This is a genomic window from Chromobacterium fluminis, from assembly GCF_011602385.1.
Lineage (GTDB): Bacteria > Pseudomonadota > Gammaproteobacteria > Burkholderiales > Chromobacteriaceae > Chromobacterium > Chromobacterium fluminis.
The window spans coordinates 23,216-45,867 of the sequence record NZ_JAAOMA010000017.1 but is presented as its reverse complement, the minus strand read 5'-3'; the positions used below and the strand labels follow the sequence as shown (position 1 = coordinate 45,867).

The following is a 22,652-nucleotide window of genomic DNA, read 5'->3' as shown; positions in this document are numbered from 1 at the left end:
TGCGGACGCCTTCATTGTCCGCAAGGCTTACCCGGCCCGGTTTTCATGGCGAAATCCGGGCCGGCTTCATCTCGGGCGGCTGGCTTCGCCGCTTTCCCCTGCGTCATGTCTTCGGTTTTTTCTGCCGTGTAATCTTGGCTTGCACTGCCAGCCTGTGCATACTTCTTCTTTGATCTGAAGCAAGAACTCCCTAAACAAGCGTGTTGCCGCCAGAACGTTTGTTTAGTGATTTCTACCTTGTAAGGATCTGTCATGTTAAGTCGCAATTCCGCATTGCCCAGCATCGTCGTCGTTGGCGGCGGCGCCGGCGGCCTGGAACTCGCCACCCGGCTGGGGCGCACCCTGGGCGCGCAACACAAGGCCCGCGTCGTGCTGGTCGACGGCTCGCCCACCCACATCTGGAAGCCGCTATTGCACGAGGTGGCCACCGGCGCGCTCAATACTGGTGAGGACGAGGTCAATTACTTCGCTCATGGCTATCGCAACGGCTACGAGTTCGAGTTCGGCTATATGCAGTCGCTGGACACCGAACGGCGCAGCATCCAGCTTGCCGAAGTGCGCGATGCCGGCGGAGCGCAACTGAGTCCGCCGCGCGAAGTCTCCTACGACTGGTTGGTACTGGCGGTGGGCGCGGAGGCGAACGACTTCGGCACGCCCGGCGTCGGCGAGCACGCGATGTTCCTGAACACCCCGGACGACGCGGAGAAGCTGCGCCACCGGGTGCTGGAACTGGCCTTCCGCTGCAGCAGCGGCCTACAACCGCTGGCCAAGCTTGGAATCGCCATCGTCGGCGGCGGCGCCACCGGAGTCGAACTGGCGGCGGAACTGAACCACACCTTGTGCGAACTGCATCATTACGGCGCGCGCCTGCAGCCGGAGCGCGTGGAAATCAGCGTGATCGAGGGCGCGGACCGCATCCTGGCCGCCGCGCCGCCGTCTTTGTCCGCCTATGCTCAGGAGCAATTGGCCGCGCGCAACATCAAGGTGCTAACCGGCAGCCGGGTAGCGGCCGTGCACGCCGACGGCGTGGAGCTGCAGGGCGGCGACAAGGTGGCGGCCGACATCACCGTCTGGGCCGCCGGGGTCAAGGCCCCGGCCTGGTTGGCCGGCTTGGGAGGCTTGCAGACCAACCGCATCAACCAATTGCAGGTGGATAAGTGGCTGCGTTGCCAGGGCGCCGCCTGCGTCTATGCGCTGGGCGATTGCGCCGAAGCGCCGGACGGCGACAGCGGCCGCAATCTGCCGGCCACCGCCCAGGTGGCGCACCAGCAGGCGCGCTGGCTGGCGGACGAACTGAGCCGGCGCGTGGCCGGCCGCCAGGGCAAGCCCTTCGTCTTCAAACCGCAGGGCATGCTGGTGTCGCTGGGCAAGCACAGCGCGGTGGGCAGCTTGGCGGCGGTGGTCGGCCCCAAGCGCGACTACTATGTGGAGGGCCGCGGCGCCAAGCTGATCTACAGCTCCCTGTATCGCATGCACCAAGCGGCTGTACACGGCTGGGTGCTGGCCGGCCTGCTCTATGTCGGAGACAAGTTGCGCCGCGCCGCGCGGCCGTCCTTGAAGCTGCACTGATCCGGCTCAGGCCAAAGACAAGCCCACCCTCGAGGTGGGCTTTTTGTTGGCGCGGCTTGACCAGTCGACGCTTTGCGGACATCTTGTTTGCCGTTGGCATAATTGGGGAGGCAAAGATGGCGCAAGCTTCAAGTTTGGAGATCGACGCCTGGCTGGATCAACGGCCGCTGGGCGGGTTTCAGCGTCGACTGTTGCTGCTTTGCGGCTTGCTGATGATTCTGGACGGGTTCGATGTGCAGGCCATGGCCTACGTCGCGCCGGCGCTGCTGGCGGATTGGGGCTTGGCCAAGCCGGCCTTGGGGCCGGTGTTCAGCGCCGGTTTGCTTGGTTTGCTGCTGGGCGCTTTACTGTTCAGTCCGCTGGCGGATCGCTTCGGACGCCGTGCCTTGCTGTTGTTGTGCACCTTGTGGTTCGGTCTAGGCATGCTGGCCACCGCCTTCTCCGCCACGCTGGAGCAATTGCTATGGCTGCGTTTCCTGACCGGCCTGGGGCTGGGGGGCATCATGCCGAACGCGATGGCGCTGGCCGGCGAGTACAGCCCGCTCCGGCGCAGGGTCAGCATGATGATGCTGATTTCCTGCGGCTTCACCGTCGGCGCGCTGTTGGGCGGCCTGCTGGCGGCCTGGCTGGTTCCCGCCCACGGTTGGCGCGCGGTGTTCGCGGTCGGCGGGGCCGCGCCGCTGCTGCTGGCGCTGTGGATGTGGCGGCAATTGCCGGAGTCGCTGCAGTTTCTATTGTCGCGGCAACGGCGCGAACAGGCGCTGTTCTGGCTGAGGCGTCTGGATCCGGCGATGAGCGGGGCGACGGCGTCTTGCCTGACGCTGCGGGAACTCGTCGCCGCGGCGTCGTTGCCGCATTTGTTTCGGGCCGGCCGCGCGCAGCTGACGCTGACTTTGTGGACGCTCAGCTTTTTGAATCTGCTTCTGCTCTATTTCCTGTCCAACTGGATGCCGGCCTTGGCGCGGGATGCCGGGTTGGACACACAAAGCGCCATTCTCGCCGGCGCCGCGCTGCAACTGGGCGGCGTAGCCGGCACCTTGCTGCTGGGGATCTGGATAGACAAACTGGGTTTCTTGCGGGTGATGCTGCCAAGCTTCGCGCTGGCGGCGGCGGCCGTTGCCATGCTGGGTCAGTTGGGCGCGCAGCAGGCCGGCTTGTTCGGCCTGTTGTTCGCCGCCGGTTTTTGCGTGGTGGGCGGCCAGCCGGCGATCAACGCCCTGGCGGCCAACGCCTATCCCACCTCCTTGCGCGCCACCGGCGTGGGCTGGAGCCTGGGCGTCGGCAGGGTGGGGTCGGTGCTGGGGCCGTGGCTGGGCGGCGAGTTGCTGCGCCAGGACTGGAGCCTGGCCAGCCTGTTCATGCTGGCGGCGACGCCGGCCTTGTTGGCGGCATGGCTGGTGTGGATGTGTCCGCAGGCGGTGCGGCCGGCCGCCGGTTGAGTCAGATCGCCAGCAGCGCGGCGACGACGCGGCGGTCTTCCGCCAGCAGGATGTTGAAGGTACGGCAGGCCGCCTGGGTGTCCATGGTTTCCACGCCGATGCCGGAGTTGGCCAGCGCGGCGGACAGGCGCGGGTGGCAAAAGCGCAGGCTCTTGCCGGTGCCGAACAGCACCACTTCCGGCTGCAGCGCCAGCAGCGCGCTGAAATGGCTTTCCTGCAAATCCTCGAAAGCGGCCACCTGCCAAGGCGCCACGCTGTCCGCGGTGACGATCAGATTGCCTTCGTGACGCTGGGCGTTGATCAGAACATGGCCTTCGCCATAGCCGGTGAACAAGTTGCGGCCTTGTCCCAGCGATTGCTGCATTTTCATGTGAGCGGATTCCCGATTGCGAGCGCTGCGGCGGACGGCCCTTTTGGAGCGCGAATAACCTGCTGCAGTGCATCAGAGATTGGGATAGGATTATAACTCGACCCCGCCGCTGATTGCCGCCACAACGTCAACGTGGTCATCGCTTCAGCGGGGACATCCAAAGAGATCAGATGAAAGAACACAAACCGCGCCGCCAGGGCAAGACCGCCGTCTCCGGCGGGCGGCAAGCCACGGAAAACATCGTCGTCATGCAGCCAGTCCATAAATCGCAAAAACTCGCCAACGTCTGTTACGACATCCGCGGTCCGGTGCTTGAGCACGCCAAGAAGATGGAAGACGAAGGCCATCGCATCATCAAGCTGAACATCGGCAACCCCGCGCCGTTCGGCTTCTTCGCGCCGGACGAAATCATCGAGGACGTGATCGTCAATCTGCCGTCCGCTTCCGGCTATTCCGACTCCAAGGGCCTGTTCGCCGCGCGCAAGGCGATCATGCACTACGCCCAGCAAAAACAGCTGCCCAATGTGGGCATGGACGACATCATCGTCGGCAATGGCGTGTCCGAACTGATTGTTATGGCGATGCAGGCGCTGCTGGACAACGGCGACGAAGTGCTGGTGCCGGCGCCGGACTACCCGCTGTGGACCGCAGGCGTCAGCCTGGCCGGCGGCAAGGCGGTGCATTATCTGTGCGACGAAGAGCAGGGCTGGTTTCCCAGTATCGACGACATCCGCGCCAAGATCACGCCTTCCACCCGCGCCATCGTGGTGATCAACCCCAACAATCCCACCGGCGCGGTCTACCCGCCGGCGCTGCTCAAGCAGATCGTGGAAGTGGCTCGCCAGCACCAACTGATCATCTACGCCGATGAAATCTACGACAAGGTGCTGTACGACGAGGTCAAGCACACTTCCATCGCCTCCCTGGCGCCGGACCTGTTCGTGGTTACTTTCAACGGTCTGTCCAAAAACTACCGCGCTTGCGGCTACCGCGCGGGCTGGATGATTCTGTCCGGGGAAAAGAAACACGCGAAGGACTATATCGAAGGCCTGAACATGTTGGCCTCGATGCGTTTGTGCGCCAACGTGCCGGCGCAGTTCGCAATCCAGACGGCGCTGGGCGGCTACCAGAGCATAGGCGACCTGGTGGCGCCGGGCGGCCGTCTCGCGCGCCAGCGCGATCTGGCGCACAAGCTGTTGACCGACATCCCCGGCGTCAGTTGCGTCAAGCCGCAGGGCGCGCTCTACCTGTTCCCCAAGCTGGACCCCAAAGTCTACCCGATAGGCGACGATCAGCAGTTCATCCTGGAGCTGTTGCAGGAGGAGAAAGTATTGTTGGTTCAGGGCTCAGGGTTTAACTGGATTGCGCCCGATCACTTCCGCGTGGTATTCCTTCCCAACTCGGACGATTTGGTCGAGGCCATCGGCCGCATTGCGCGTTTCCTGGAAAATTATCGCAAGCGCCACGGCGGCGAAGCCTGAAACCGTGGTTGCTTAAGGCTTGAGCGGAGGGACGGGGGCTGCGGCTCCCGTCTTGCCATCAGGCTTTCCTTGTCAGCGGATACGGTCCGCTGACAAGGAAAACTTGGGACACGCGCCCGCCGCGCGGGCATCGGCTTGGCGGCAGGGCTCTTGATCAGGGCCGGCCGCCGCGGGCAGGGACAAAATACTAGAGACAGGGAGCAGATAATGAAACCGATCAATATCGGCCTATTGGGCGTGGGGACTGTGGGTGGCGGCACCGCCACCGTTCTCAAACGCAACGCCGAGGAAATCAGCCGCCGCGCCGGGCGTCAGATCCGCCTGCTGCAGGCGGCCAACCGCAACCAGGCCCGCGCACAATCGCTATTGGGTCCGGACGTGGACGTGGTGGCCGACGCGATGCAGGTGGTGAACAACCCCGACGTCGACATCGTGGTGGAGTTGATCGGCGGCGACACCGTGGCCAAGGAACTGGTGCTCAAGGCCATCGCCAACGGCAAGCACGTGGTTACCGCCAACAAGAAGCTGCTGGCGCTGCACGGTACCGAGATTTTCGCCCGCGCGCAGGAACAGGGCGTGATGGTGGCTTTCGAGGCCGCGGTGGCCGGAGGCATCCCCATCATCAAGGCGCTGCGCGAAGGCTTATCCGCCAACCGCATCGAGTGGATTGCGGGCATCATCAACGGCACTTCCAACTTTATTCTGACCGAGATGCGCGAGAAGGGCGCGAGCTTCGGCGAAGTGCTGGCCGAGGCGCAGCAGCTGGGCTACGCCGAAGCCGATCCCACCTTCGACATCGAAGGCCATGACGCCGGCCACAAGCTCACCATCATGGCGGCGCTGGCCTTCGGCATTCCGATGCAGTTCGACCGCTGTTATCTGGAAGGCATCAGCAAGCTGGAAGGGCGCGACATCAAGTACGCCGAGGAACTGGGCTACCGCGTCAAGCTGCTGGGCCTGACCCGTCGCACCGCCGCTGGCGTCGAGTTGCGCGTGCATCCAACGCTGATCCCGGCGCGCCAGTTGATCGCCAACGTCAACGGCGTGATGAACGCGGTGCTGGCCAAGGGCGACGCGGTGGGGCCCACCTTGTACTACGGCGCCGGCGCCGGCGCGCTGCCCACCGCTTCCGCGGTGGTGGCCGACATTGTCGACGTGACCCGCTTGCTGACGGCGGACCCGGAGCACCGCGTGCCGCATCTGGCCTTCCAGCCGGACCAGCTGCAGAACCTGCCCATCCTGCCGATCTCCGACGTGGTCAGCTCCTACTATCTGCGCATCGGCGCCGCCGATCGCGCCGGCGTGCTGGCCAACATCACCCGCTTGCTGGCGGAGAACGGCATCTCGATCGAGGCTGTGATCCAGAAAGGCTCGGTGTCCGACGGCACCGCCGAAGTGGTGATCCTGACCCATCGCGTGCAGGAGCAGGCGATTGACCGCGCCATCACCGGCATCGAGGCGTTGGAAAGCATCACTGGCAAAGTGGTGCGCCTGCGCATGGAAGAGCTGAATGATTAAACGCTGGCTGACCGGCCTTGGCGCCGGTCTGATCCTGGCGAGCGCCGGGGCGACGCCCTTGTCCCCCGGCCAGCACAGCCTGTTGCAGGGCTTTTTGATGCGTGGCTGCGTCAAACGCACTCCGGCTTCGGACGGCGTTGGCCAGCACTCGTCGGAACAAGTGCAGAAATATTGCCAGTGCGCCAGCCAGCATCTGGCCGGCCGCTTTTCCTCGGAAGAGGTGATGGGCGTGCTGACCGGCCAGATCAAGAAAGACGACCCGCGCGGCAAACAGCGGATGAAGGACGCCTCCGCCGCCTGCGCCCAATATCTGGAAACTTCCTGATGCGTTATATCAGCACCCGAGGGGGCATGGCCCCGCAATCGTTTAGCGACATCCTGCTGATGGGCCTGGCGCCCGACGGCGGCCTGGTGTTGCCGGAAAGCTATCCGCGGATCGATCGCGAGCGGCTGGACGCCTGGCGCGGCCTGTCCTACGCCGAACTGGCCTTTGAAATCATCCGCCTGTTCGCCACCGATATCCCGGAAGACGATCTCAAATCCATCGTGAAGCGCACCTATACCCGCGCGGCTTTCGGCAGCGAGGAGATCACGCCGCTCAAGCGGCTGCATGACGGCCTGGCCATCCTGGAGCTGTCCAACGGCCCGACGCTGGCCTTCAAAGACATGGCGATGCAGTTGCTGGGCAATCTGTTCGAATACGTGCTGGCCAGAAAGGGCGAACGCCTGAACATCCTGGGCGCCACCTCGGGCGACACCGGCAGCGCCGCCGAGTACGCGATGCGCGGCAAGGCCGGCATTCAAGTGTTCATGTTGAGCCCGGACGGATTGATGAGCCCGTTCCAGCGCGCGCAGATGTACAGCCTGCACGACGCCAATATCCACAATATCGCGATCAAGGGCATGTTCGACGATTGCCAGGACATCGTAAAGGCGGTGCAGAACGACCACGCCTTCAAGGCGCGTCACAAGATAGGCACCGTCAACTCGATCAACTGGGCGCGAGTGGTGGCCCAGGTGGTGTACTACTTCAAGGGCTATTTCAACGCCACGGCGAGCAATGAGGAAAAGGTCAGCTTCTGCGTGCCGTCCGGCAACTTCGGCAATGTCTGCGCCGGTCACATCGCGCGTCAGATGGGCTTGCCGATCGAACGTTTGCTGGTGGCCACCAATGAGAACGACGTGCTGGACGAGTTCTTTCGCACCGGCGCCTACCGCCCGCGCGGAGCGGCCAACACCTACGTCACCTCCAGCCCGTCGATGGATATTTCCAAGGCCTCCAACTTTGAGCGCTTCGTGTTCGATCTGCTGGGGCGCGACCCCGAGGCTTTGAAAGCGCTTTGGCGTCAGGTGGACGCCGGAGCCGGCTTCACCTTGTCCGCGGAGCAGACCGCCGCCGCCGCAGAGGTCTTCGGCTTCGTTTCCGGCAAGAGCAGCCATGCCGACCGCCTGGCGACTATCCGCCAGTTGGACCGCGAAGACGGCGTGGTAGTGGACACTCATACCGCCGACGGCGTCAAGGTGGCGCGCGAGCTGCGCCGCGCCGGCGAAACCGTGGTCTGCCTGGAAACCGCCTTGCCGGCCAAGTTCGCCTCCACTATCCGCGAAGCGCTGGACCGCGATCCGCCGCGGCCGGACGGCTTCGACAGCCTAGAGGACTTGCCGCAAAAAGTGTCGGTGTTTCCGGCGGACGCCGGCGAGGTCAAAGCCTTCATCGAACGTAGTTTGAGCTGAAGCGCCTCGGACGCGAAAACGGCCCCAAAGGGGCCGTTTTCGCGTCCGCCGCGGCGTTAGAACGTCAGCGCCACGCCGATATTGCCGGCGGTCTGGCTGCTGCCGCTGCGGCCGCTGGCGGCGCTGAGCTGGCCGAACATCGACACGCTCTTGCTTAATTGGGCGCTGAGGCCGGCGGTCCATTCCAGCCAATCCGCCTTGGGCTTGCCCAACTTAACGTTGTAGTCGCCCAGCGTGGTGGCCAGGCCGGCGGTGACTATGCGGTCGTCGCGCTTAAACTCGTGTGCGTAGCTGAGTTTGGCGTAAGGGCTGAAACGGCCAATATCCGCCTCCAGCTGCCAGCCGACGCGGGCCACCAGCGAAGTGCCGTTTTGCGCGTTGAAGGCCATGCTGCTGCTGTTGCCGCCCTGCTCGGTGAAGCCGTTTACCTTGACGTGGGCGTAGTCCAGGCCGGCGATGGGGCCGGTGCGGTAGGCGCCCAGCGGCATCAAATAGCCGCCGGCAACACGCATGCCGTATTGGCTCTGACGAGCCGTGCCGTTCAGCGCGATTCGTGCCGCGCCCAGCGATACTTGGCGGCGGGTGTCGATATCGCCGGCGCCGATGTGGGCGTCGCCGTCCAGCCAGAACCGTTCTTGCTTGTAGCTGAATAGCGCGCTCATCAAGGTGCTGCGGTCGTCTACGCTGCCGGGCGTTGCAATGCCGTTGATGTCGGTTTTGCCGTTTTGGCGAGACATCGCCAGCCCCATGCTCAGCGCCGGGGTGGCCTGAAAGTCCAGGCCCACGGTGTACAGCTGGCCTTGCGGTTTGGCGGACAGACCGTCGTAGCCCACCTTGTCGTCGTTGAAGGCGCCGCTGACGAAGGCACTGACCGCGCCGACTTCGCGTTTCTGCGCGCGGATGGCCTGGTAGCGGCTGTCCAGCGTCCCGCCCAGTTGGCGGGCATTGTTCAGCGCGGACTCCGGCAGCGCGCCGGCGAAATAGGGCGCTTGCAGCAGGCCGTATATATAGTCGCCAATCAGTTGATAGGCTGCCGGAGTAGGATGCAAGGCATCGGTGAACAGATAGCTTTGCCCGGGTATGACGGCGGCCAGGCAGTACAGCGCGGACTGAGGGCAGGCCGCGCCGGAGGTATTGCTGAAGCCATAGGCTTGCGAATTGGCCAGAAGCTCCGTGAACAGACCCGATATATTGGCCCTGACTATCCCGTGTTGCAGATTGCCGGCGCTAAGCGCCATGTCTACCAACTGGTTGTAGCCGCTGGCGCCTTTCTGAAGATTGGGCTGCACCGCGGCGTAAACGCTGCTCAGTGTGCCGGCGCTCAGACCGGCGGCGGTCTCCGCCTGGCTTAGCGCCTGATTGATCAGGACGGGGGAATTGCTGGTTTGACCGGAGCTCAGTATCTGCCATGCGGCGCCCCAGGCGGCGACGACTTTGCCGGCGTTGCCGGCGCCGGGCAGGGCGGTCTGAATGGCGGCGAGCACAGAGAGTGGAGCCGCCGAGATATCAGGCAGATTGGGCAAAATGACGGTATTGGCCCCGGCGGCCTTGAGCGCGGCCACGGCTTGTACGGTGTAGGCGGCGGAGGCGCCCAGATAGGCGGTCGGATCGCTTTGGCTGCCGGCGGCAATGACGTCGTTGCCGCCGATCCAGATGGCGTAGGCCGCGTTGGGGTCGGCTTTTTGGCCTTTCTGGCCTAGGTAAGCGTTGATCTGGCCCGGCAGATCGGTGACCGCGATCGCATCGGCGGCAGGGGTCTGGCTGGGGGTGTCCGGATTGGTGTTGGGTGGGCTGGCCGGCTGCGCACGCGCATCGCCCTGAGCGTAATTATTGCCCGCAGTATTTGTGATGTGGCTGTTTAGGCTGTTGTTGGGCGATACGTTTTGGCCATAGTGCTTGGCCAAGACTTCAGCCCAGCCTGTGCCGTAGCCCAGGGTCCAGCGGGCGTTGGACGGCAGGCCGCCCAGGCCGCCGAAAGCTCCGACGTCCGAAAGACTGTCCCCGAAAAAATAGAAATTGCTATAGGCGTTGGCGGCGGCCGGCAGGGCCAGCAGAGTGGCCATGGCCAGCGTGTTCAGGCGCTTGCGCATTTGGAATGTCCCCTTCCGGATAAAACTTTGGTTTTATTTGATTTAGATTTAAGAGTCTAAGCTCTATTCGAACGATTATTTTAATTTCTTTGTTGCATTGTCAATAGGAGGGCACAGGCTGCAGCCCCGGCTCCGCTTGAGCTAGAATGCGGGTATGCGACGTTTACTACTTTGGATGATGTGTTGTGTCTGGGCCGCGGCGGCATCGGCCGCGGGCATGCAGGACCTGGGGCGCTTGGAGACCTTGGCCGGAGACTTCCTCAAGCACGAATTGTCGATGCGTCCCGCCACTTGGACCTTGGGGCAACTGGACCGCAAGCTGGCGGTGCCGGCCTGCGCGCAGCCCAAGGCGGATTGGGCGACGCCGGGGGTGACCACCGGCGTCACCTTCGTCGCGGTGTCCTGCCCGGAGCTGGGCTGGGCGTTGCGGATTCCCGTGCGGATCAATGAAAAGAAAATGGGCGTGGCCCTGAGCCGCGCCGTGGCGGCCGGCGAGGTGCTGAGCGCCGCCGACGTGCGCTTGGTCGACGTGGCCAATCCCAGCCTGGCGCGGAATGTCTTGGACGACCTGCAGCAGGCCATAGGCAAGACCATGCGCTCCGGCGCGCCGGCCGGCGCCTGGTTGCGTAGCTTTATGGTTCGCGCGCCTTATCTAGTGAACAGCAACCAGCGGGTGAAGGTGGTGGCGTCGGGAGAAGGTTTCGCCGCGGCGGCCGACGGACTGGCGATAGGTAATGCCGCCGAAGGCGAGCAAGTGTCGGTGCGCATGGCCTCCGGGCGGGTGATACGCGGGCAAGTGCAGGCGGACGGCAGCGTGATGGTGATATATTGAGACGGCTCGTCGGCAAGCCGAGGTGGCGATTGCGGCGCGCGGGGGCGGATAATTAGGAGAAAGTCTTCAAGATATTGTTTTTCCGTCCGATAATAGAGGTAATCCAGGTTCCCTTTGGGAAGGCCATGCCATGAAAGTAGATAACTCGGGCAAGCTGTCAGCAAGCTACAGCACCCAGAACAAGGCAGCGCCGCGAGATGCGGCCGCCAACGCCAACCCTGCCGCCAGTGGATCCGACAGTGTGACGATCAACCCTTTGGCCAGCCGCCTGAGCGCGGTGGAAAGCAAGGTCAGCGGCGATTCCGGCTTTGACGCCGGAAAGGTGGCCGCGATCAAGTCGGCGATTGCCGCGGGTACGTTCAACGTCAATCCGGAGAAGATCGCCGACGGTTTGATCGCCTCCACCAAGGAATTGTTGGCGCGTTAAGCGCGCGCAGTTGAAAGTCAGGCATGAACGTTGTTGAAGAATTCTGCCAGCTGTGCCGGGCCGAGAGCGCTCTCGTCGCCCGGCTAATCGCATTGCTGGAGCAGGAACAAAAGGTGTTGGTGCAGGGCTTTGACGTTCAGCTGGACGCCCTGGCCGAGAGCAAGAGCGCCGTGCTGGACCAACTGGCCGTCAGTGCCGCCCAGCGCGGTGAACTCATGCGTCAGATCGGCGTGCAGGACAGCGAGACGGTTTACATCTGGCTGGCGGACAAGCCGGAAGCCAGCCTGGCCTGGACCGGGCTGGAAGAGGCGATCCAGCGGGCGCAGAGCATCAATCAGCTTAACGGCAGCTTCATCGACCAGCGCTTGTCGTTGGTGGAGGGCGCGCTGAACACCTTGCGCGACGCTGCAGCGTCCACCGTGGGCTACGACAAGGCCGGCCAGTTGCCGGAACTGGCGACTGGGCGACGCTTCCTCGGCTCCGCCTGAGCTTTTTCAAAGTCCGCCGAACGCTGGCGGGATGGCTGGAAGAGGGAGTGAAAACCTCCCCGGCAAGCCTCAGTATACGAGAGAGCGCCTTTGCGGCGCTCTTGGCTTTTTCACCCCGCCGCGGCCGGTTTTAGAGTCTATTCTCAAGGAGCAGTGGGAATGCCCTGGCCTTTATGGTATCTTCCTCTCCGGGCCTGAGAAAACCACTATCCGGAACCAATGACCCTGATTTCCTTGATTATCGCTCTGGCACTGGAGCAGTTGCGGCCGCTAGGCAATCGCAATCGCGTCTGGCTGCTGTTCACTCGCTACGCCAATCATTTGGAACGCAATCTGAATGCCGGCTCCAACCGCCATGGCGTGTTGGCGTGGTCCTTGGCGATCGTGCCGGCAGTCTTGCTCAGCTTGCTGATCTATTACGCGCTGCACGCCTTGAGCCCGATTCTGGCGATGTTGTGGAATGTCCTGATCTTGTATCTGACCATGGGTTTCCGCCATTTCTCCAGTGCGTTCTCCGAAATCTCCCAGGCCTTGGCCGAAGGGCGAGATCTGGACGCGCGCACCGCGCTGGCGAATTGGACTGGACAGGGCACCGCTGAATTGTCTGTCGAGGAAATTTCACGGCTGGCGATTGAGCAGGGGGTGGTGGACAGCTATCGCCATGTGTTCGGCACCATGTTCTGGTTCGTGCTGTTGCCGGGCCCGGCCGGCGCGCTGTTGTACCGACTCTGTTCTATGCTGAATCAGAAGTGGGGCAACCGCGACGCGGACGAAGACCCATTCGGTCGTTTCTCGGCTAGCGCCGCTGCCTGGCTGGACTGGATCCCGGTGCGTTTGACCGCCGCCAGTTTCGCCATCATGGGCGATTTCGAGGATGCGGTGTATTGCTGGCGCTCCCAGGCCAAAACATGGGGGAACTACGCCAATGGCATTCTTCTGGCTTCGGCCGCGGGTGCGATCGGCGTGAAATTGGGCGATCCGCTCAGACAGGATTACTCCATACGTTTCCGGCCCGAACTGGGCTTGGGCGACGAAGCCGACCCCAACTACCTGAAAAGCGCGGTTGGTCTGGTCTGGCGTTCCGCCTTGCTATGGTTGGCCGTAATCCTGCTGCTCAGCGTCGCAAGCCACATGGGCTGACGACCCAACGCCGCCATTAGGGCGGCGTTGTCTTGTCCGTTTGTGTCATTTGAATACGGGGGCGTGTTGGCGCGTGCGCGCAACAGGCCCCGCGAGTTTTGCAGGAGTGTTGTCCATGCTGTTTTCCGAACTCGGGCTATCGCCCGAGATTCTGCGCGCCATTGAAGAACAGGGCTATTCCCAGCCCACCCCGATTCAGGAAAAGGCGATTCCTCTGGTCTTGTCCAGCCGCGATTTGCTGGCCGCCGCCCAAACCGGCACCGGCAAGACCGCGGCCTTCATGCTGCCCATTCTGGAGCGCCTGAAGAAATACGCCAATACCAGCGTGTCCCCGGCGATGCATCCGCTGCGCGCCCTGGTGTTGTCTCCTACCCGCGAATTGGCGGATCAGATCGGCGTCAACGTCAAGAGCTACACCAAATATCTACCTCTGCGCGCCACCACGGTGTTCGGCGGCGTCAATATGGACCCGCAAACTCAGGAACTGCGCCGTGGTGTGGAAATCCTGATTGCCACGCCGGGCCGCCTGCTAGACCACATCCAGCAAAAATCCGTTCAATTGAACAAGGTGGAAGTGCTGGTGCTGGACGAAGGCGACCGCATGCTGGATATGGGTTTCATTCAGGATATCCGCAAGATCATGGGCATGCTGCCCAAAGAGCGTCAGACCCTGTTGTTCTCCGCCACTTTTGCGCCGGAGATCAAACGGCTGGCCGCTGATTTCATGAAGTCGCCGCAAACGGTGGAGGTGGCGCGTCAGAACGCCACCAACGATCAGGTCGAGCAGATTGTCTACTCGGTGGATGCGTTCAAGAAGCGCCATCTGTTGACGCATCTGATCAAGTCTCGCGACATGAGCCAGGTCATCGTGTTCTGCAAGACCAAGCTCAGCGCCGATCGTCTGGCGCGTGAACTGCAGCGCGACGGCCTGCAAGCCGAAGCCATTCACGGCGACAAGGCTCAAGGCGCGCGTCTGGAAACGCTGGCGGCGTTCAAGGAAGGCAAACTGCGCATATTGGTGGCCACCGATGTCGCCGCCCGCGGTCTGGATGTGACGGAGTTGCCCTATGTGGTCAACTTCGAACTGTCGAACGCCCCGGAAGACTATGTGCACCGGATTGGCCGCACAGGCCGCGCCGGCGCCAAGGGCGTGGCGATTTCGCTGATGTCCCCGGAAGAAACCCGTCAGCACGAGTCTATCGAGAAGCTGACCAAGCAGACGCTGACGCCGCAGATCGTCGACGGTTTCCGTCCTTCCTGGTTGACGCGCCCTAATGAGCGGGAGCGTGAGCGCCCGCCGGCTCCGTCCAAGCCGGAAGCTTCGGTTCTGGCCGGTTCGACCGAGGGCGTGAAGCAGCCTTTGAGCGGCCGTCGCAGCCGCAAGGCGAAGCGGGAAGTGCCCGCCTTGCTGCTGCCTCCGCGCTATAAGGTGGAAATCATTCGCTGATTTGGCGAACACACAAGAAACGGTCCCGGATGGGGCCGTTTTTTTATGGGCGTCATTGGCACTTCCCATCGGCGACGGGGTCGGATATCAGAGCGAACGGTTCCGGGATGGGAGAGGGCGATGAGGATGAAGTGGCGGTATATCGGGGTGGGCGGAGTGATGTTGGGCGTAGGCGCGGCGGCGGGTGCGACGACGACGGTTTCATTGGCTTCGCGGAACGCCGAGGCCAAGCCCGCGGCGGCATCCGTGATGCTGGCGGAGGCGCAGCGGCTGGAGCGCCTGCGCGCGCTGGTGAAACGGCATGCGATCCAATGTAATTGCTCGCTGTGCCTGGGGCGGGATGTGGGCGGAGCGAGTGGCGGAAGAGAACAGGAGTCGAACCTGCCCGGGACCGCTGGCGGCCCCATCTGATTTTGAAGACCAGCCGCCCCACCGGGGACGCGTCTCTTCCTGCGTATGAGCGGGCATTATATCTCGGAATCGAGATAAGCCAATTTTATGCCTGATAAATAAAATGAATTTCTAGACTGAGCATCATGCCATTAGAATGGATTGCCCGCTGCAATGCGCCGCAAGAGCGTGCGGGCCATTCCGTCTACTGAGAATAAAGGAAATCAGCATGAAGCACGTTCTGTCTTTGTTTAGCCAGCTTTGCCATGTCGCGGGACGTCCGGGGCTGCGCCGCGGCAAGTAAGCACATCGCCGGCGGAGCGAGGCGAAAGCGGCCCTTTGGGGCCGCTTTCGCATTGAGCGCGGCAAGCGCTCTCCAGCGGCTAGCGGCGCTACTGTCCCATGGTACTGGTCGGGATAGGGGCGGATGGTTTTTTGTCGGGCAGCTTGATATATTGGCCATAAATATTTTAATAGCATTTTTGTTCTAGTTAGATTTAATTGTTTAGCTTGTAAAATCAAAGTCCAAATGTCATGAGTCCGGCGCGTGAAGCCGCCGGCCGATGGGCAAGGGATGAGCAGGGCTGGGAGCTTGGCATGGGGAAGAGCTGGAAGGCGGTCTTGGGGGGAATGGCGCTGGCGTGTTGGGTGGCCGCGCTTCATGCCGCGCCGGGGCCTGTGGTGTTGACGGTGTCGGGCAAGATCAGCCAGTTCACCAATAAAGAAAAGAATGTGTATGAGTTCCGCGAGCAGGACTTGCAGAGCTTGCGTCAGCATTCGGTGGTGACCCGGACCACCTGGACGCCGCAATCGGTGTTCAGCGGACCGCTGATGCGGGATATTCTGGCCAAGGTGGGCGCCAGCGGCCAGAAGGTCAAGCTACGGGCCCTGAACGATTACGTGTACTGGATAGACCGCCGCGAGTTCTACGACTTCGACGTGGTGTTGGCGCGCTCGGTCAACAACAAGCCTTTGGACATCACCAACCGCGGTCCCTTATGGCTGATGTATCCGCTGGATCAAATGCCGGAAGACAAGAAAGGGCCGGTGATGGACGCCAAGCTGGTATGGCAGATCAACCGCCTGGTGGTGTTCTGATGCCGGCCGGCCAGGAGAGTTCGGGACGAGCGATGAACAAATCGATGCTGTCCGGCTGGAAGGGCATCCCGGCGCTGGCCTTGCTCGGCTTTTTGCTGCTGGCCATCGGTGTTTACATGGCGATCGAGCGTTATGTGCCGGCGCGCGGCTTTGAGGGGCGCAGCGAGGATTTGTACTGGTCGGTGGCGCAGATGCAGCTTGAGCTGGAGAAAGCGCGCGCCGACTTATTGCGTTTGAAGGCGGGGGAGGTCCCCGAGTCGCAGGTGCAATTCCGCTTGGCGGTAGCCAACAGCCGTTTTCTCGACTTCGTCACGCCGTCCAAGATGCAGGAGATGCTGAGCCGCGTGGACGGCTTCAAGGGCACCGCCAGCCTGCTGCAGGATTTCTTCGAGGACGAGAACATTCTGCATCCCAGCCTACGGACCGCGCAGCAGAATATAGACCGCATCGACAGCATCAGGCCGTCGCTGGCGGAGTTCGCGGTTCAGGCGCGCGTGGCCGAGGTATCGTCCCGCGACGCGCGCAATAAGGATTTGCGGCACAACCAGCAATTGGTCGCTTCGCTATGGTTCGCGCTGGGCGGCATTTGCATGGTGATTTTCGTGCTCTTGTACCGCTATCAGGGCGCGCGTCGCGACGCCGCCGCGCGTCAGCAACTGTTGGAACAAGAGCGTGAGGCGCACAAGGCCACGGTGAACGCGGAACTGGACCGCACCACCTTCCTCGCCACGCTGAGCCACGAGATCCGTTCGCCGTTGCAGACCATGCAGGTGTGCGTGGAGCTGATCGAGCCCGACATCGATCCGGCCGGAAAGGCGGCCAAGGCGGTGGGGCGTTTGAAAACCTGCATGGCGCACCTGATGACCCAGGTGCGGGACATCATGGACATCTCCGCGATCAAAAACATGCAGTTCCGCCTGCATATCAGCGATGTGGACGTGGCGGCCGCGCTGCACGAGGTGATCGATGTGCATCGCGCTCAGCTGGACGGCAAGGGCCTGGGCCTGTATGTGCGGCTGGGCGAGTTGCCGCCGACGGTGAAACTGGATGGAGACCGTTTGCGGCAGATCGTCGGGAATCTGCTGACCAACGCCATTCGTTACACGGATCACGGGACGGTCACTGTTGAGGCCGGCGTGGACGGCGCCGATGGCCGCAATATTTTGGATATCCGGGTGATAGACACCGGCATCGGCGTGCCCGAGGAGTTTCAATCGCGCATTTTCCAGCCGTTTTTCCAGGGGCACGCGCGTAGGGTGGGCAGCAGCGGGTTGGGCTTGGCGGTGGTCAAGGAGCTGGTGTCGCTGCTGGGCGGCGAGCTGGAGCTGAAGAGCGTGGTGGGCGTTGGTTCCGAATTCATCGTCCGCTTGCCCATTGTGGTGCCGGATCAACTGCCGGGGCCGGAGCGTTCGGTGTTGGTGGTGGACGACGACAAGAATATCCGCGAACCGTTTTCCGATTGTCTGCAGATGAACGGCTACGCGGTGTCCACCGCCAGCTCGGTGGCGGAAGCCTGTCAAAAGCTGCAGCAAGCGAGCTTCAACGTGGTGTTGTTGGATATGCAGCTGGGCAATGAGAGCGGTTATTCGGTGGCGGAGGCGCTGAAGCGCAGCGTGCGCCACCGCGGCGTGAAAATCATCGCGATGACGGCGTACCCGGAGGAGTACGCCGACCCACGCGCCGCCTGGTTCGCCGCGCGTCTGGAGAAACCGTTTGATATCAGCCGGCTGCGAGCGGTGCTGGGCCGAGCGCTGGAGTCGCCGCCAGGACCGCCTGGACACGCCGGCTAGTTGAACAGCCGCGCTTCGCGAAGAAGGTGCTTGTCGCCCAAGCGACGGGTAAAGCCGCAGCGGTCGAAATATTCCAGGATCTGAATCGCCAGTTTGCGACCGCAGCCCAGCTGGTCGCGGAAGTTGGCGGCGTCGGCATAGCCGGCGTCTTGGTTCAGATTCCGCACGATGGCCGCCATGTCGCGTATGGTCGCGCTGGAGAAATAGCGGTCTCGCACCACGGCATGGACATGTCCCAAGCGCGCGGCTTTGTGCAACAAGGCGCGCGCCTGTTCTTCTTCCAGGCCGGCCGCCGCCGCCAAATCCCGCACCCAATGTGCCTGACCCTCTTCGGCGAAAGCCGGTTCCAAACGCCGCCACAGCGCGTCCTCTTCCGTATTGAAAGCCAGCACGTGCTCGGGCAGGTGCAGCCAGCCGCGGGTGTTGGCCAGCCTTCCCTCCGCCAGCAGCTGATCGATCATCAAGTTGACCGCCGCCTCGCTCTCTTGCGGCAGCGCCAGCCGGCGCACGCGGCCGCGGCTGGCGCCCAGTTGATCCGGCTGCTGAAGATGCAGCGCCGCCAGCCGTTCCAGCAGTTGTTCTTGCAAGTCCGCCCAGTGTTCCAGCGCATAAGCGTGTTGGCCGGCGAGGAATAGCGGCGCGGCGCGCAGCAGTTCCGCCAGGCCGGTTTCGCTCAATTGCCGGTCCCAGGCCAGATCGGGCAGGGAAACCGCTTGCCGGCTGAGGCGGAGCCGCAGATTTTCGGCATCTTCCATTCCCGCCGCGGCCAGGGCGCGCAGGTAGGCCAGCCGTTCGTCGTGGCGCTTGCCGCGGGTGGGCGGCTGCCGCTCCAATACCGTGGCGCAGGCCAGCGTATGCTGCGCGCCGGCGTCTCTCAGGATTAGCCGGTCGCCGTCGGCTAGATGCAGCGGACGGTCCAGGCTCAGTTCCGCCAACCCCTCGTTTCCGGAATGGAGCTGCGGGCGTTCTAGCAGGGCTACCCGACCGGTGCAGTGGCTGGCGGCGTGATGGATGTGCACCGCCTGCCAGTGTCGCAGCGCGGCGTGAAGCGCCGGAGCCAGGCGCAAGCGCACGCTGACGCGGGAGGCCGGCGTCGGGGCCGCTTGAGCCAGCAGCCAGTCGCCGCGCTGAATCTGTTGTTTTTCGACGTCGCCTGTCAGGTTGAGCGCGATGCGCTGACCCGCCTGGCCTTGCCTCGCCGGCTGGTTTTGCACGTGCAGGCCGCGTACGCGAACGGGAACGTCCTTGCCGCTGAGCCATAAGGCGTCGCCTACGCTGACGCGGCCGCCCCAAGCCGTGCCGGTCACCACTAGGCCGGCGCCGCCTATGGTGAAGGCGCGGTCTATCGCCAGACGGAATCGCCGCTCCGTGCCGGTCGCGTCGCCGCGCAGTTGCAGCAGCTGCCGCCGCAAGGCGTCGACGCCGGCGCCGGTGCGCGCGGAAACCGGGAGTAGCGCCGCCGCTTGCAGGCCGTATTCGGCCAGCGTCCGTCGCGCTTCGCTCATGACGTGTTCCAGTGCTTCAGGGCCGGCCAGGTCGCTTTTGCTGACGGCCACGGTCAGGCTGTCCAGCCGCAGCAATTGCAGAATGGCGAGGTGTTCGCGGGTTTGCGGCATCACGCCGTCGTCGGCGGCGATCACCAGCAGCGCGTGGCGCACGCCGCCAACGCCGGCCAGCATATTGCCGAGGAAGCGTTCATGGCCGGGCACGTCGATGAAGCCGATCGCGCCGCCGTCCGGCGTGGGCAGATAGGCATAGCCCAGGTCTATGGTCATGCCGCGCTTTTTTTCTTCCGGCAGACGGTCGGCGTCGGTCCCGGTCAGGGCGTGCAGCAGGGCGGTTTTGCCGTGGTCTACGTGTCCGGCGGTGGCGATAATCATGGCGGGTGAAGCTGAAGGGGTAAAAGGCCAAGTATCGCCAGAAACAGCGGGCTTGGCCATGGGGCCGCGCTCAACTTGCGGGCGCGGCGCCCGGAAGGTAGTGCCCGACGGGATCGATATGGATCAGCACGTCCAGCACTGGATGCTGCTCCAGCACATGGTGGCGCGCGGCCTCCGAGATGGCGTGAGCCTGTTCCACGCGGATGGCGCCGTCTACTTCCAGATGCACATCCACCTGGATCAGATCGCCCATCTTGCGAGTGCGCAGATCATGCACGCCGTGGATGCCGGGGGTAGCCAGCAGGGTCTGGCGGATGGCGGCGACGGCGTCGTCGTCGGCGGCGCGGTCCATCAGGTCATGCATCGCGTCCCAGCCGAAGCGCCAGCCCATGCGGGCGACCAACAGGCCCACCAGCAGCGCGGCCACCGGATCCAGCAGCGGATAGCCCATCAGGTTGCCGATAATGCCCAACGCCACCACGAGCGAGGAGGCCGCGTCGGAGCGCGCGTGCCAGGCATTGGCCACGAGCATGCTGGAGCGCACGCGTCTAGCCACCGCCAGCATGTAGCGGAACAGCGCCTCTTTGACCACCAGGGCCAGCAGCGCCACCCACAAGGCGACGACGTGGACGGTGGGGATGGAGGCGGGATCGTGGAATTTAGCGGCGGCGTTGTACAGCATGCCCAGGCCGACGCCCAGCAACAGCAAGCCCAATACCAGCGAGGCGGCGTTCTCGTAGCGGTGGTGGCCGTAGTGGTGGTCGTTGTCCGGCGCTTTGTGGCTATGTTTGCCGGCCAGCAAGACGACGAAGTCGGCGATCAGGTCGGACAGAGAGTGCAGGCCGTCGGCGATCAAGGCGGAGGAATGCGCCAGGGCGCCCACCACGATCTGGGTGGTGGAGAGAATCAGGTTGACCGCGACGCTGACTAGCGTGCTGATGCGGCCGGCGCGGCGTTTCTCTACGCTGTCGCCGTCGATGGCGTGATGAGTGTGGGCCATGGCAGTGCAGTCCGGCAGTGGGTGGGATGCCGCTATTATCGCACACAAGCTATTAATTTTAAAAAATTGATTGTTTTTATTAATGAGAATGAGAACAAGAATGAACCTCAGCCGTTGGGAGGAGGGCTTGTGACACAATCGTGGTTTTCCGTGGGCGGGGAGGGGAATGGCTTTATTGTTGAAAAGCGTCTTGGGCGCGCTGGCGGTCTTGTTGATCAGTGTGTTGGCCAGGTCCAGGAATTACTATATCGCCGGCCTGGTGCCGCTGTTTCCCACCTTCGCGCTGATTGCGCACTATATCGTGGGCAGCGAGCGCGGCGCGGCCGAGCTGAAAACCACCCTGTTGTTCGGCATGGCTTCGCTGCTGCCTTATTTCATTTATCTGTTGGCCTTGTATTGGCTGATCGACCGTTGGCGCTTGGGGGCGGCCTTGCTGGGCGCGGCGGCTTGCTGGGCGGTGGCCGCCGGCGTCTTGGTGTGGCTATGGACGCGCCAATGAGCCCAGGTTGGCGATGAAGCCGGTTTCGTCCGCCAGGCAGCGCAGGTCCAGCCATAGCCGGCCGTCGGCCAAGCGGCCGATTACCGGCCGCGGCAGCGCGCGAAGCGCTTCGGCCAGCCGTTCTAGCGTGCCGCCTCGGCCGTCGGCGGGCGAAACCGTCAGCGCCCAGCTGGGCAAGCGGTCCACCGGCAGCGAGCCGCTGCCGATCTGGGACAGGCAGGCGGCGTTCTCCACCAGATAGTCCGCTCCCAGCGCGGCGGCCAGCGGGGCGCTCAGGCGCTCGGCGCTGGCGCGCATCGCCGTTTGCGGGCGGGTCAGCAGGCGCAGCGTCGGCAGGGTTTCGGTCAGCCGGTCCGGCTCCAGATAAAGTCGCAGCGTGGCCTCCAGCGCCGCCAGTGTCATCTTGTCGCAGCGCAGCGCGCGTTTGAGCGGGTGTTGCTGAATCTTGTCTATCCATTCGCGCTTGCCGATGATCAGACCGGCCTGCGGCCCGCCCAGCAGCTTATCGCCGGAGAAGCTGACCAGGTCTACGCCGGCGGCGATCATCTGCTGCGGCATCGGCTCGTGAGGCAGGCCGTAAGCGGCCAGGTCGATCAGCGCGCCGGAGCCCAGATCGGTAGCCACCGGCAGGCCGCGTTCGCGCGCCAGTTCGGCCAGTTCCGCCTCCGCCACGCTGCTGGCGAAACCCTGAATCGCGTAATTGCTGGTGTGGACCTTGAGCAGGAGGCCGGTTTCCGCCGTGATGGCGTTGCGATAGTCCTTCAGGTGAGTGCGGTTGGTGGCGCCCACTTCCACCAGCTGGCAGCCGGCCTGGCGCATCACGTCCGGCATGCGGAAGGCGCCGCCGATCTCCACCATCTCGCCGCGGGACAGAATGACCTCGCGGCCGGCGGCGACGGTGGACAGCATGATGAGCACCGCCGCCGCGTTGTTGTTGACCACGCAGGCGGCCTCGGCGCCGGTGAGTTCGCGCAATAGTTCGCTGACCGCCTGGTCGCGGTGGCCGCGGCCGGCGCCTTGCAGGTCGAATTCCAGCGTCGCGGCTTCGCGCATCGCCGCGGTCACGGCGTCCACCGCGGCCTCGGCCATAGGCGCGCGGCCCAGATTGGTGTGCAAGACGGTGCCGGAAAGGTTGAACACCGGCCGCATCCGCATGCGCTGGCGCTCGGCGACTCGATCGCCTACGGCGGCGGCCAGGCTGTCGTCGCTGGCTGCCCAGGGCGGCAGCGCGTGCTGTTCGCGTATGGTCCGGCGCGCCTGCTCCAGCGTTTGGCGCACGGCTTCGGCCAGCGCGGCGTTGCCGTGGCGGCCCAGCAGGCGGGACAGACGGTCGTGGCTCAGCAGGCGGTCTACGGAGGGCAGGCGGGTATACAGGTTTTTCAGGTCCATGGAAGCTTCCGGCGCGGCGTCAGATTCCTTCATTTTACCCGCTTACGCTCGAGAGCTGCCGGCTGCGTATA

At 63.7% G+C, this 22,652-nt stretch carries 20 protein-coding genes and 1 tRNA gene; 14 read left to right on the top strand and 7 right to left on the bottom strand.

Features of this window, described 5'->3' with window-relative positions:
• Nucleotides 1-11: 11 nt before the first annotated feature.
• Nucleotides 12-254, bottom strand: coding sequence for a hypothetical protein (locus HA052_RS13350; RefSeq protein WP_166452290.1), 243 nt, complete (start codon nt 252-254; stop codon nt 12-14).
• Here HA052_RS13350 and HA052_RS13345 point away from each other — a divergent pair.
• Together HA052_RS13345 and HA052_RS13340 are read left to right on the top strand one after the other, a co-directional pair.
• Nucleotides 253-1,569 carry an NAD(P)/FAD-dependent oxidoreductase gene (locus HA052_RS13345; RefSeq protein WP_166452289.1) on the top strand — a complete coding sequence of 439 codons (1,317 nt, stop codon included), beginning with the start codon at nt 253-255 and terminating at the stop codon, nt 1,567-1,569. The genes HA052_RS13350 and HA052_RS13345 overlap by 2 nt on opposite strands.
• Before the next feature lie 116 nt (nt 1,570-1,685).
• Nucleotides 1,686-3,008: an MFS transporter gene (locus HA052_RS13340; protein ID WP_166452288.1), complete on the top strand. Its 1,323-nt coding sequence runs from the start codon at nt 1,686-1,688 to the stop codon at nt 3,006-3,008.
• Nucleotide 3,009: 1 nt separating this feature from the next.
• Here HA052_RS13340 and HA052_RS13335 read toward each other — a convergent pair whose 3' ends face one another.
• Nucleotides 3,010-3,378 (bottom strand): Mth938-like domain-containing protein, encoded by a 369-nt coding sequence (locus tag HA052_RS13335; protein WP_166452287.1) that lies wholly within the window; start codon nt 3,376-3,378, stop codon nt 3,010-3,012.
• A 248-nt stretch (nt 3,379-3,626) separates the two neighbouring features.
• On the opposite strand from HA052_RS13335, the gene HA052_RS13330 reads away from it, so the two are divergent.
• The 4 genes from HA052_RS13330 (at nt 3,627) to thrC (ending at nt 8,111) form a co-directional block, all read left to right on the top strand.
• On the top strand, nt 3,627-4,859 hold the full coding sequence (locus tag HA052_RS13330) for a pyridoxal phosphate-dependent aminotransferase (RefSeq protein WP_166452332.1): 1,233 nt from the start codon (nt 3,627-3,629) through the stop codon (nt 4,857-4,859).
• A gap of 207 nt (nt 4,860-5,066) precedes the next feature.
• A complete protein-coding gene (locus HA052_RS13325; RefSeq protein WP_166452286.1) occupies nt 5,067-6,377 on the top strand; it encodes a homoserine dehydrogenase in 1,311 nt (436 codons plus the stop codon).
• On the top strand, nt 6,370-6,702 hold the full coding sequence (locus HA052_RS13320) for a hypothetical protein (protein ID WP_081545309.1): 333 nt from the start codon (nt 6,370-6,372) through the stop codon (nt 6,700-6,702). Before HA052_RS13325 ends, HA052_RS13320 begins: the two co-directional genes overlap by 8 nt.
• Nucleotides 6,702-8,111, top strand: a complete 1,410-nt coding sequence (gene thrC, locus HA052_RS13315; RefSeq protein WP_166452285.1) for a threonine synthase — start codon at nt 6,702-6,704, stop codon at nt 8,109-8,111. Before HA052_RS13320 ends, thrC begins: the two co-directional genes overlap by 1 nt.
• Before the next feature lie 56 nt (nt 8,112-8,167).
• Here thrC and HA052_RS13310 read toward each other — a convergent pair whose 3' ends face one another.
• Nucleotides 8,168-10,201, bottom strand: coding sequence for an autotransporter outer membrane beta-barrel domain-containing protein (locus HA052_RS13310; RefSeq protein WP_166452284.1), 2,034 nt, complete (start codon nt 10,199-10,201; stop codon nt 8,168-8,170).
• A 217-nt stretch (nt 10,202-10,418) separates the two neighbouring features.
• Here HA052_RS13310 and flgA point away from each other — a divergent pair, with 217 nt between their 5' ends.
• From flgA to HA052_RS13285, 5 genes are all read left to right on the top strand, one after another.
• Nucleotides 10,419-11,033, top strand: a complete 615-nt coding sequence (flgA, locus tag HA052_RS13305; protein WP_240937364.1) for a flagellar basal body P-ring formation chaperone FlgA — start codon at nt 10,419-10,421, stop codon at nt 11,031-11,033.
• A gap of 130 nt (nt 11,034-11,163) precedes the next feature.
• On the top strand, nt 11,164-11,460 hold the full coding sequence (gene flgM / locus HA052_RS13300; protein WP_019100618.1) for a flagellar biosynthesis anti-sigma factor FlgM: 297 nt from the start codon (nt 11,164-11,166) through the stop codon (nt 11,458-11,460).
• Nucleotides 11,461-11,483: 23 nt separating this feature from the next.
• Nucleotides 11,484-11,948 (top strand): flagella synthesis protein FlgN, encoded by a 465-nt coding sequence (locus HA052_RS13295; RefSeq protein ID WP_166452282.1) that lies wholly within the window; start codon nt 11,484-11,486, stop codon nt 11,946-11,948.
• 219 nt (nt 11,949-12,167) lie between these two features.
• Entirely contained in the window at nt 12,168-13,088 is a 921-nt protein-coding gene (locus tag HA052_RS13290; RefSeq protein WP_019100620.1) for a CobD/CbiB family protein, read from the top strand.
• A 115-nt stretch (nt 13,089-13,203) separates the two neighbouring features.
• Complete coding sequence (locus HA052_RS13285; RefSeq protein WP_081545314.1) at nt 13,204-14,535, top strand: DEAD/DEAH box helicase; 1,332 nt, start codon at nt 13,204-13,206, stop codon at nt 14,533-14,535.
• Nucleotides 14,536-14,891: 356 nt separating this feature from the next.
• On the opposite strand, the gene HA052_RS13280 is transcribed toward HA052_RS13285, so the two are convergent.
• Nucleotides 14,892-14,986: transfer RNA gene (locus HA052_RS13280), tRNA-Sec, on the bottom strand.
• Between the two features lie 536 nt (nt 14,987-15,522).
• Between HA052_RS13280 and HA052_RS13275 the strand changes: the two genes are divergently transcribed.
• Together HA052_RS13275 and HA052_RS13270 are read left to right on the top strand one after the other, a co-directional pair.
• Nucleotides 15,523-16,023, top strand: coding sequence for a putative pterin-binding protein (locus tag HA052_RS13275; RefSeq protein ID WP_166452281.1), 501 nt, complete (start codon nt 15,523-15,525; stop codon nt 16,021-16,023).
• Between the two features lie 32 nt (nt 16,024-16,055).
• Entirely contained in the window at nt 16,056-17,813 is a 1,758-nt protein-coding gene (locus HA052_RS13270; RefSeq protein ID WP_166452280.1) for an ATP-binding response regulator, read from the top strand.
• Here the strand turns inward: HA052_RS13270 and selB are convergent.
• A complete protein-coding gene (gene selB / locus HA052_RS13265; RefSeq protein WP_166452279.1) occupies nt 17,810-19,693 on the bottom strand; it encodes a selenocysteine-specific translation elongation factor in 1,884 nt (627 codons plus the stop codon). The genes HA052_RS13270 and selB overlap by 4 nt on opposite strands.
• Nucleotides 19,694-19,763: 70 nt before the next feature.
• Nucleotides 19,764-20,693: a cation diffusion facilitator family transporter gene (locus HA052_RS13260; protein WP_166452278.1), complete on the bottom strand. Its 930-nt coding sequence runs from the start codon at nt 20,691-20,693 to the stop codon at nt 19,764-19,766.
• Nucleotides 20,694-20,859: 166 nt separating this feature from the next.
• On the opposite strand from HA052_RS13260, the gene HA052_RS13255 reads away from it, so the two are divergent.
• Nucleotides 20,860-21,192 (top strand): GlpM family protein, encoded by a 333-nt coding sequence (locus tag HA052_RS13255; RefSeq protein ID WP_166452277.1) that lies wholly within the window; start codon nt 20,860-20,862, stop codon nt 21,190-21,192.
• Here HA052_RS13255 and selA read toward each other — a convergent pair.
• The gene (selA, locus tag HA052_RS13250) at nt 21,175-22,614 is read right to left on the bottom strand and encodes an L-seryl-tRNA(Sec) selenium transferase (protein WP_240937363.1); all 1,440 of its coding nucleotides are present in this window, start codon (nt 22,612-22,614) and stop codon (nt 21,175-21,177) included. The genes HA052_RS13255 and selA overlap by 18 nt on opposite strands.
• Between the last annotated feature and the right edge of the window lie 38 nt (nt 22,615-22,652).

Coding starts and splice junctions, on each gene's coding strand:
- HA052_RS13290 (WP_019100620.1), top strand. CDS start 12,168: ATGACCCTGATTTCCTTGATTATCGCTCTGGCACTGGAGCAGTTGCGG.
- HA052_RS13260 (WP_166452278.1), bottom strand. CDS start 20,693: ATGGCCCACACTCATCACGCCATCGACGGCGACAGCGTAGAGAAACGC.
- flgM (WP_019100618.1), top strand. CDS start 11,164: ATGAAAGTAGATAACTCGGGCAAGCTGTCAGCAAGCTACAGCACCCAG.
- HA052_RS13340 (WP_166452288.1), top strand. CDS start 1,686: ATGGCGCAAGCTTCAAGTTTGGAGATCGACGCCTGGCTGGATCAACGG.
- HA052_RS13345 (WP_166452289.1), top strand. CDS start 253: ATGTTAAGTCGCAATTCCGCATTGCCCAGCATCGTCGTCGTTGGCGGC.
- flgA (WP_240937364.1), top strand. CDS start 10,419: ATGCAGGACCTGGGGCGCTTGGAGACCTTGGCCGGAGACTTCCTCAAG.
- selB (WP_166452279.1), bottom strand. CDS start 19,693: ATGATTATCGCCACCGCCGGACACGTAGACCACGGCAAAACCGCCCTG.
- HA052_RS13325 (WP_166452286.1), top strand. CDS start 5,067: ATGAAACCGATCAATATCGGCCTATTGGGCGTGGGGACTGTGGGTGGC.
- HA052_RS13275 (WP_166452281.1), top strand. CDS start 15,523: ATGGGGAAGAGCTGGAAGGCGGTCTTGGGGGGAATGGCGCTGGCGTGT.
- HA052_RS13270 (WP_166452280.1), top strand. CDS start 16,056: ATGAACAAATCGATGCTGTCCGGCTGGAAGGGCATCCCGGCGCTGGCC.
- HA052_RS13330 (WP_166452332.1), top strand. CDS start 3,627: ATGCAGCCAGTCCATAAATCGCAAAAACTCGCCAACGTCTGTTACGAC.
- HA052_RS13255 (WP_166452277.1), top strand. CDS start 20,860: ATGGCTTTATTGTTGAAAAGCGTCTTGGGCGCGCTGGCGGTCTTGTTG.
- HA052_RS13310 (WP_166452284.1), bottom strand. CDS start 10,201: ATGCGCAAGCGCCTGAACACGCTGGCCATGGCCACTCTGCTGGCCCTG.
- HA052_RS13350 (WP_166452290.1), bottom strand. CDS start 254: ATGACAGATCCTTACAAGGTAGAAATCACTAAACAAACGTTCTGGCGG.
- selA (WP_240937363.1), bottom strand. CDS start 22,614: ATGAAGGAATCTGACGCCGCGCCGGAAGCTTCCATGGACCTGAAAAAC.
- HA052_RS13320 (WP_081545309.1), top strand. CDS start 6,370: ATGATTAAACGCTGGCTGACCGGCCTTGGCGCCGGTCTGATCCTGGCG.
- HA052_RS13285 (WP_081545314.1), top strand. CDS start 13,204: ATGCTGTTTTCCGAACTCGGGCTATCGCCCGAGATTCTGCGCGCCATT.
- HA052_RS13295 (WP_166452282.1), top strand. CDS start 11,484: ATGAACGTTGTTGAAGAATTCTGCCAGCTGTGCCGGGCCGAGAGCGCT.
- thrC (WP_166452285.1), top strand. CDS start 6,702: ATGCGTTATATCAGCACCCGAGGGGGCATGGCCCCGCAATCGTTTAGC.
- HA052_RS13335 (WP_166452287.1), bottom strand. CDS start 3,378: ATGAAAATGCAGCAATCGCTGGGACAAGGCCGCAACTTGTTCACCGGC.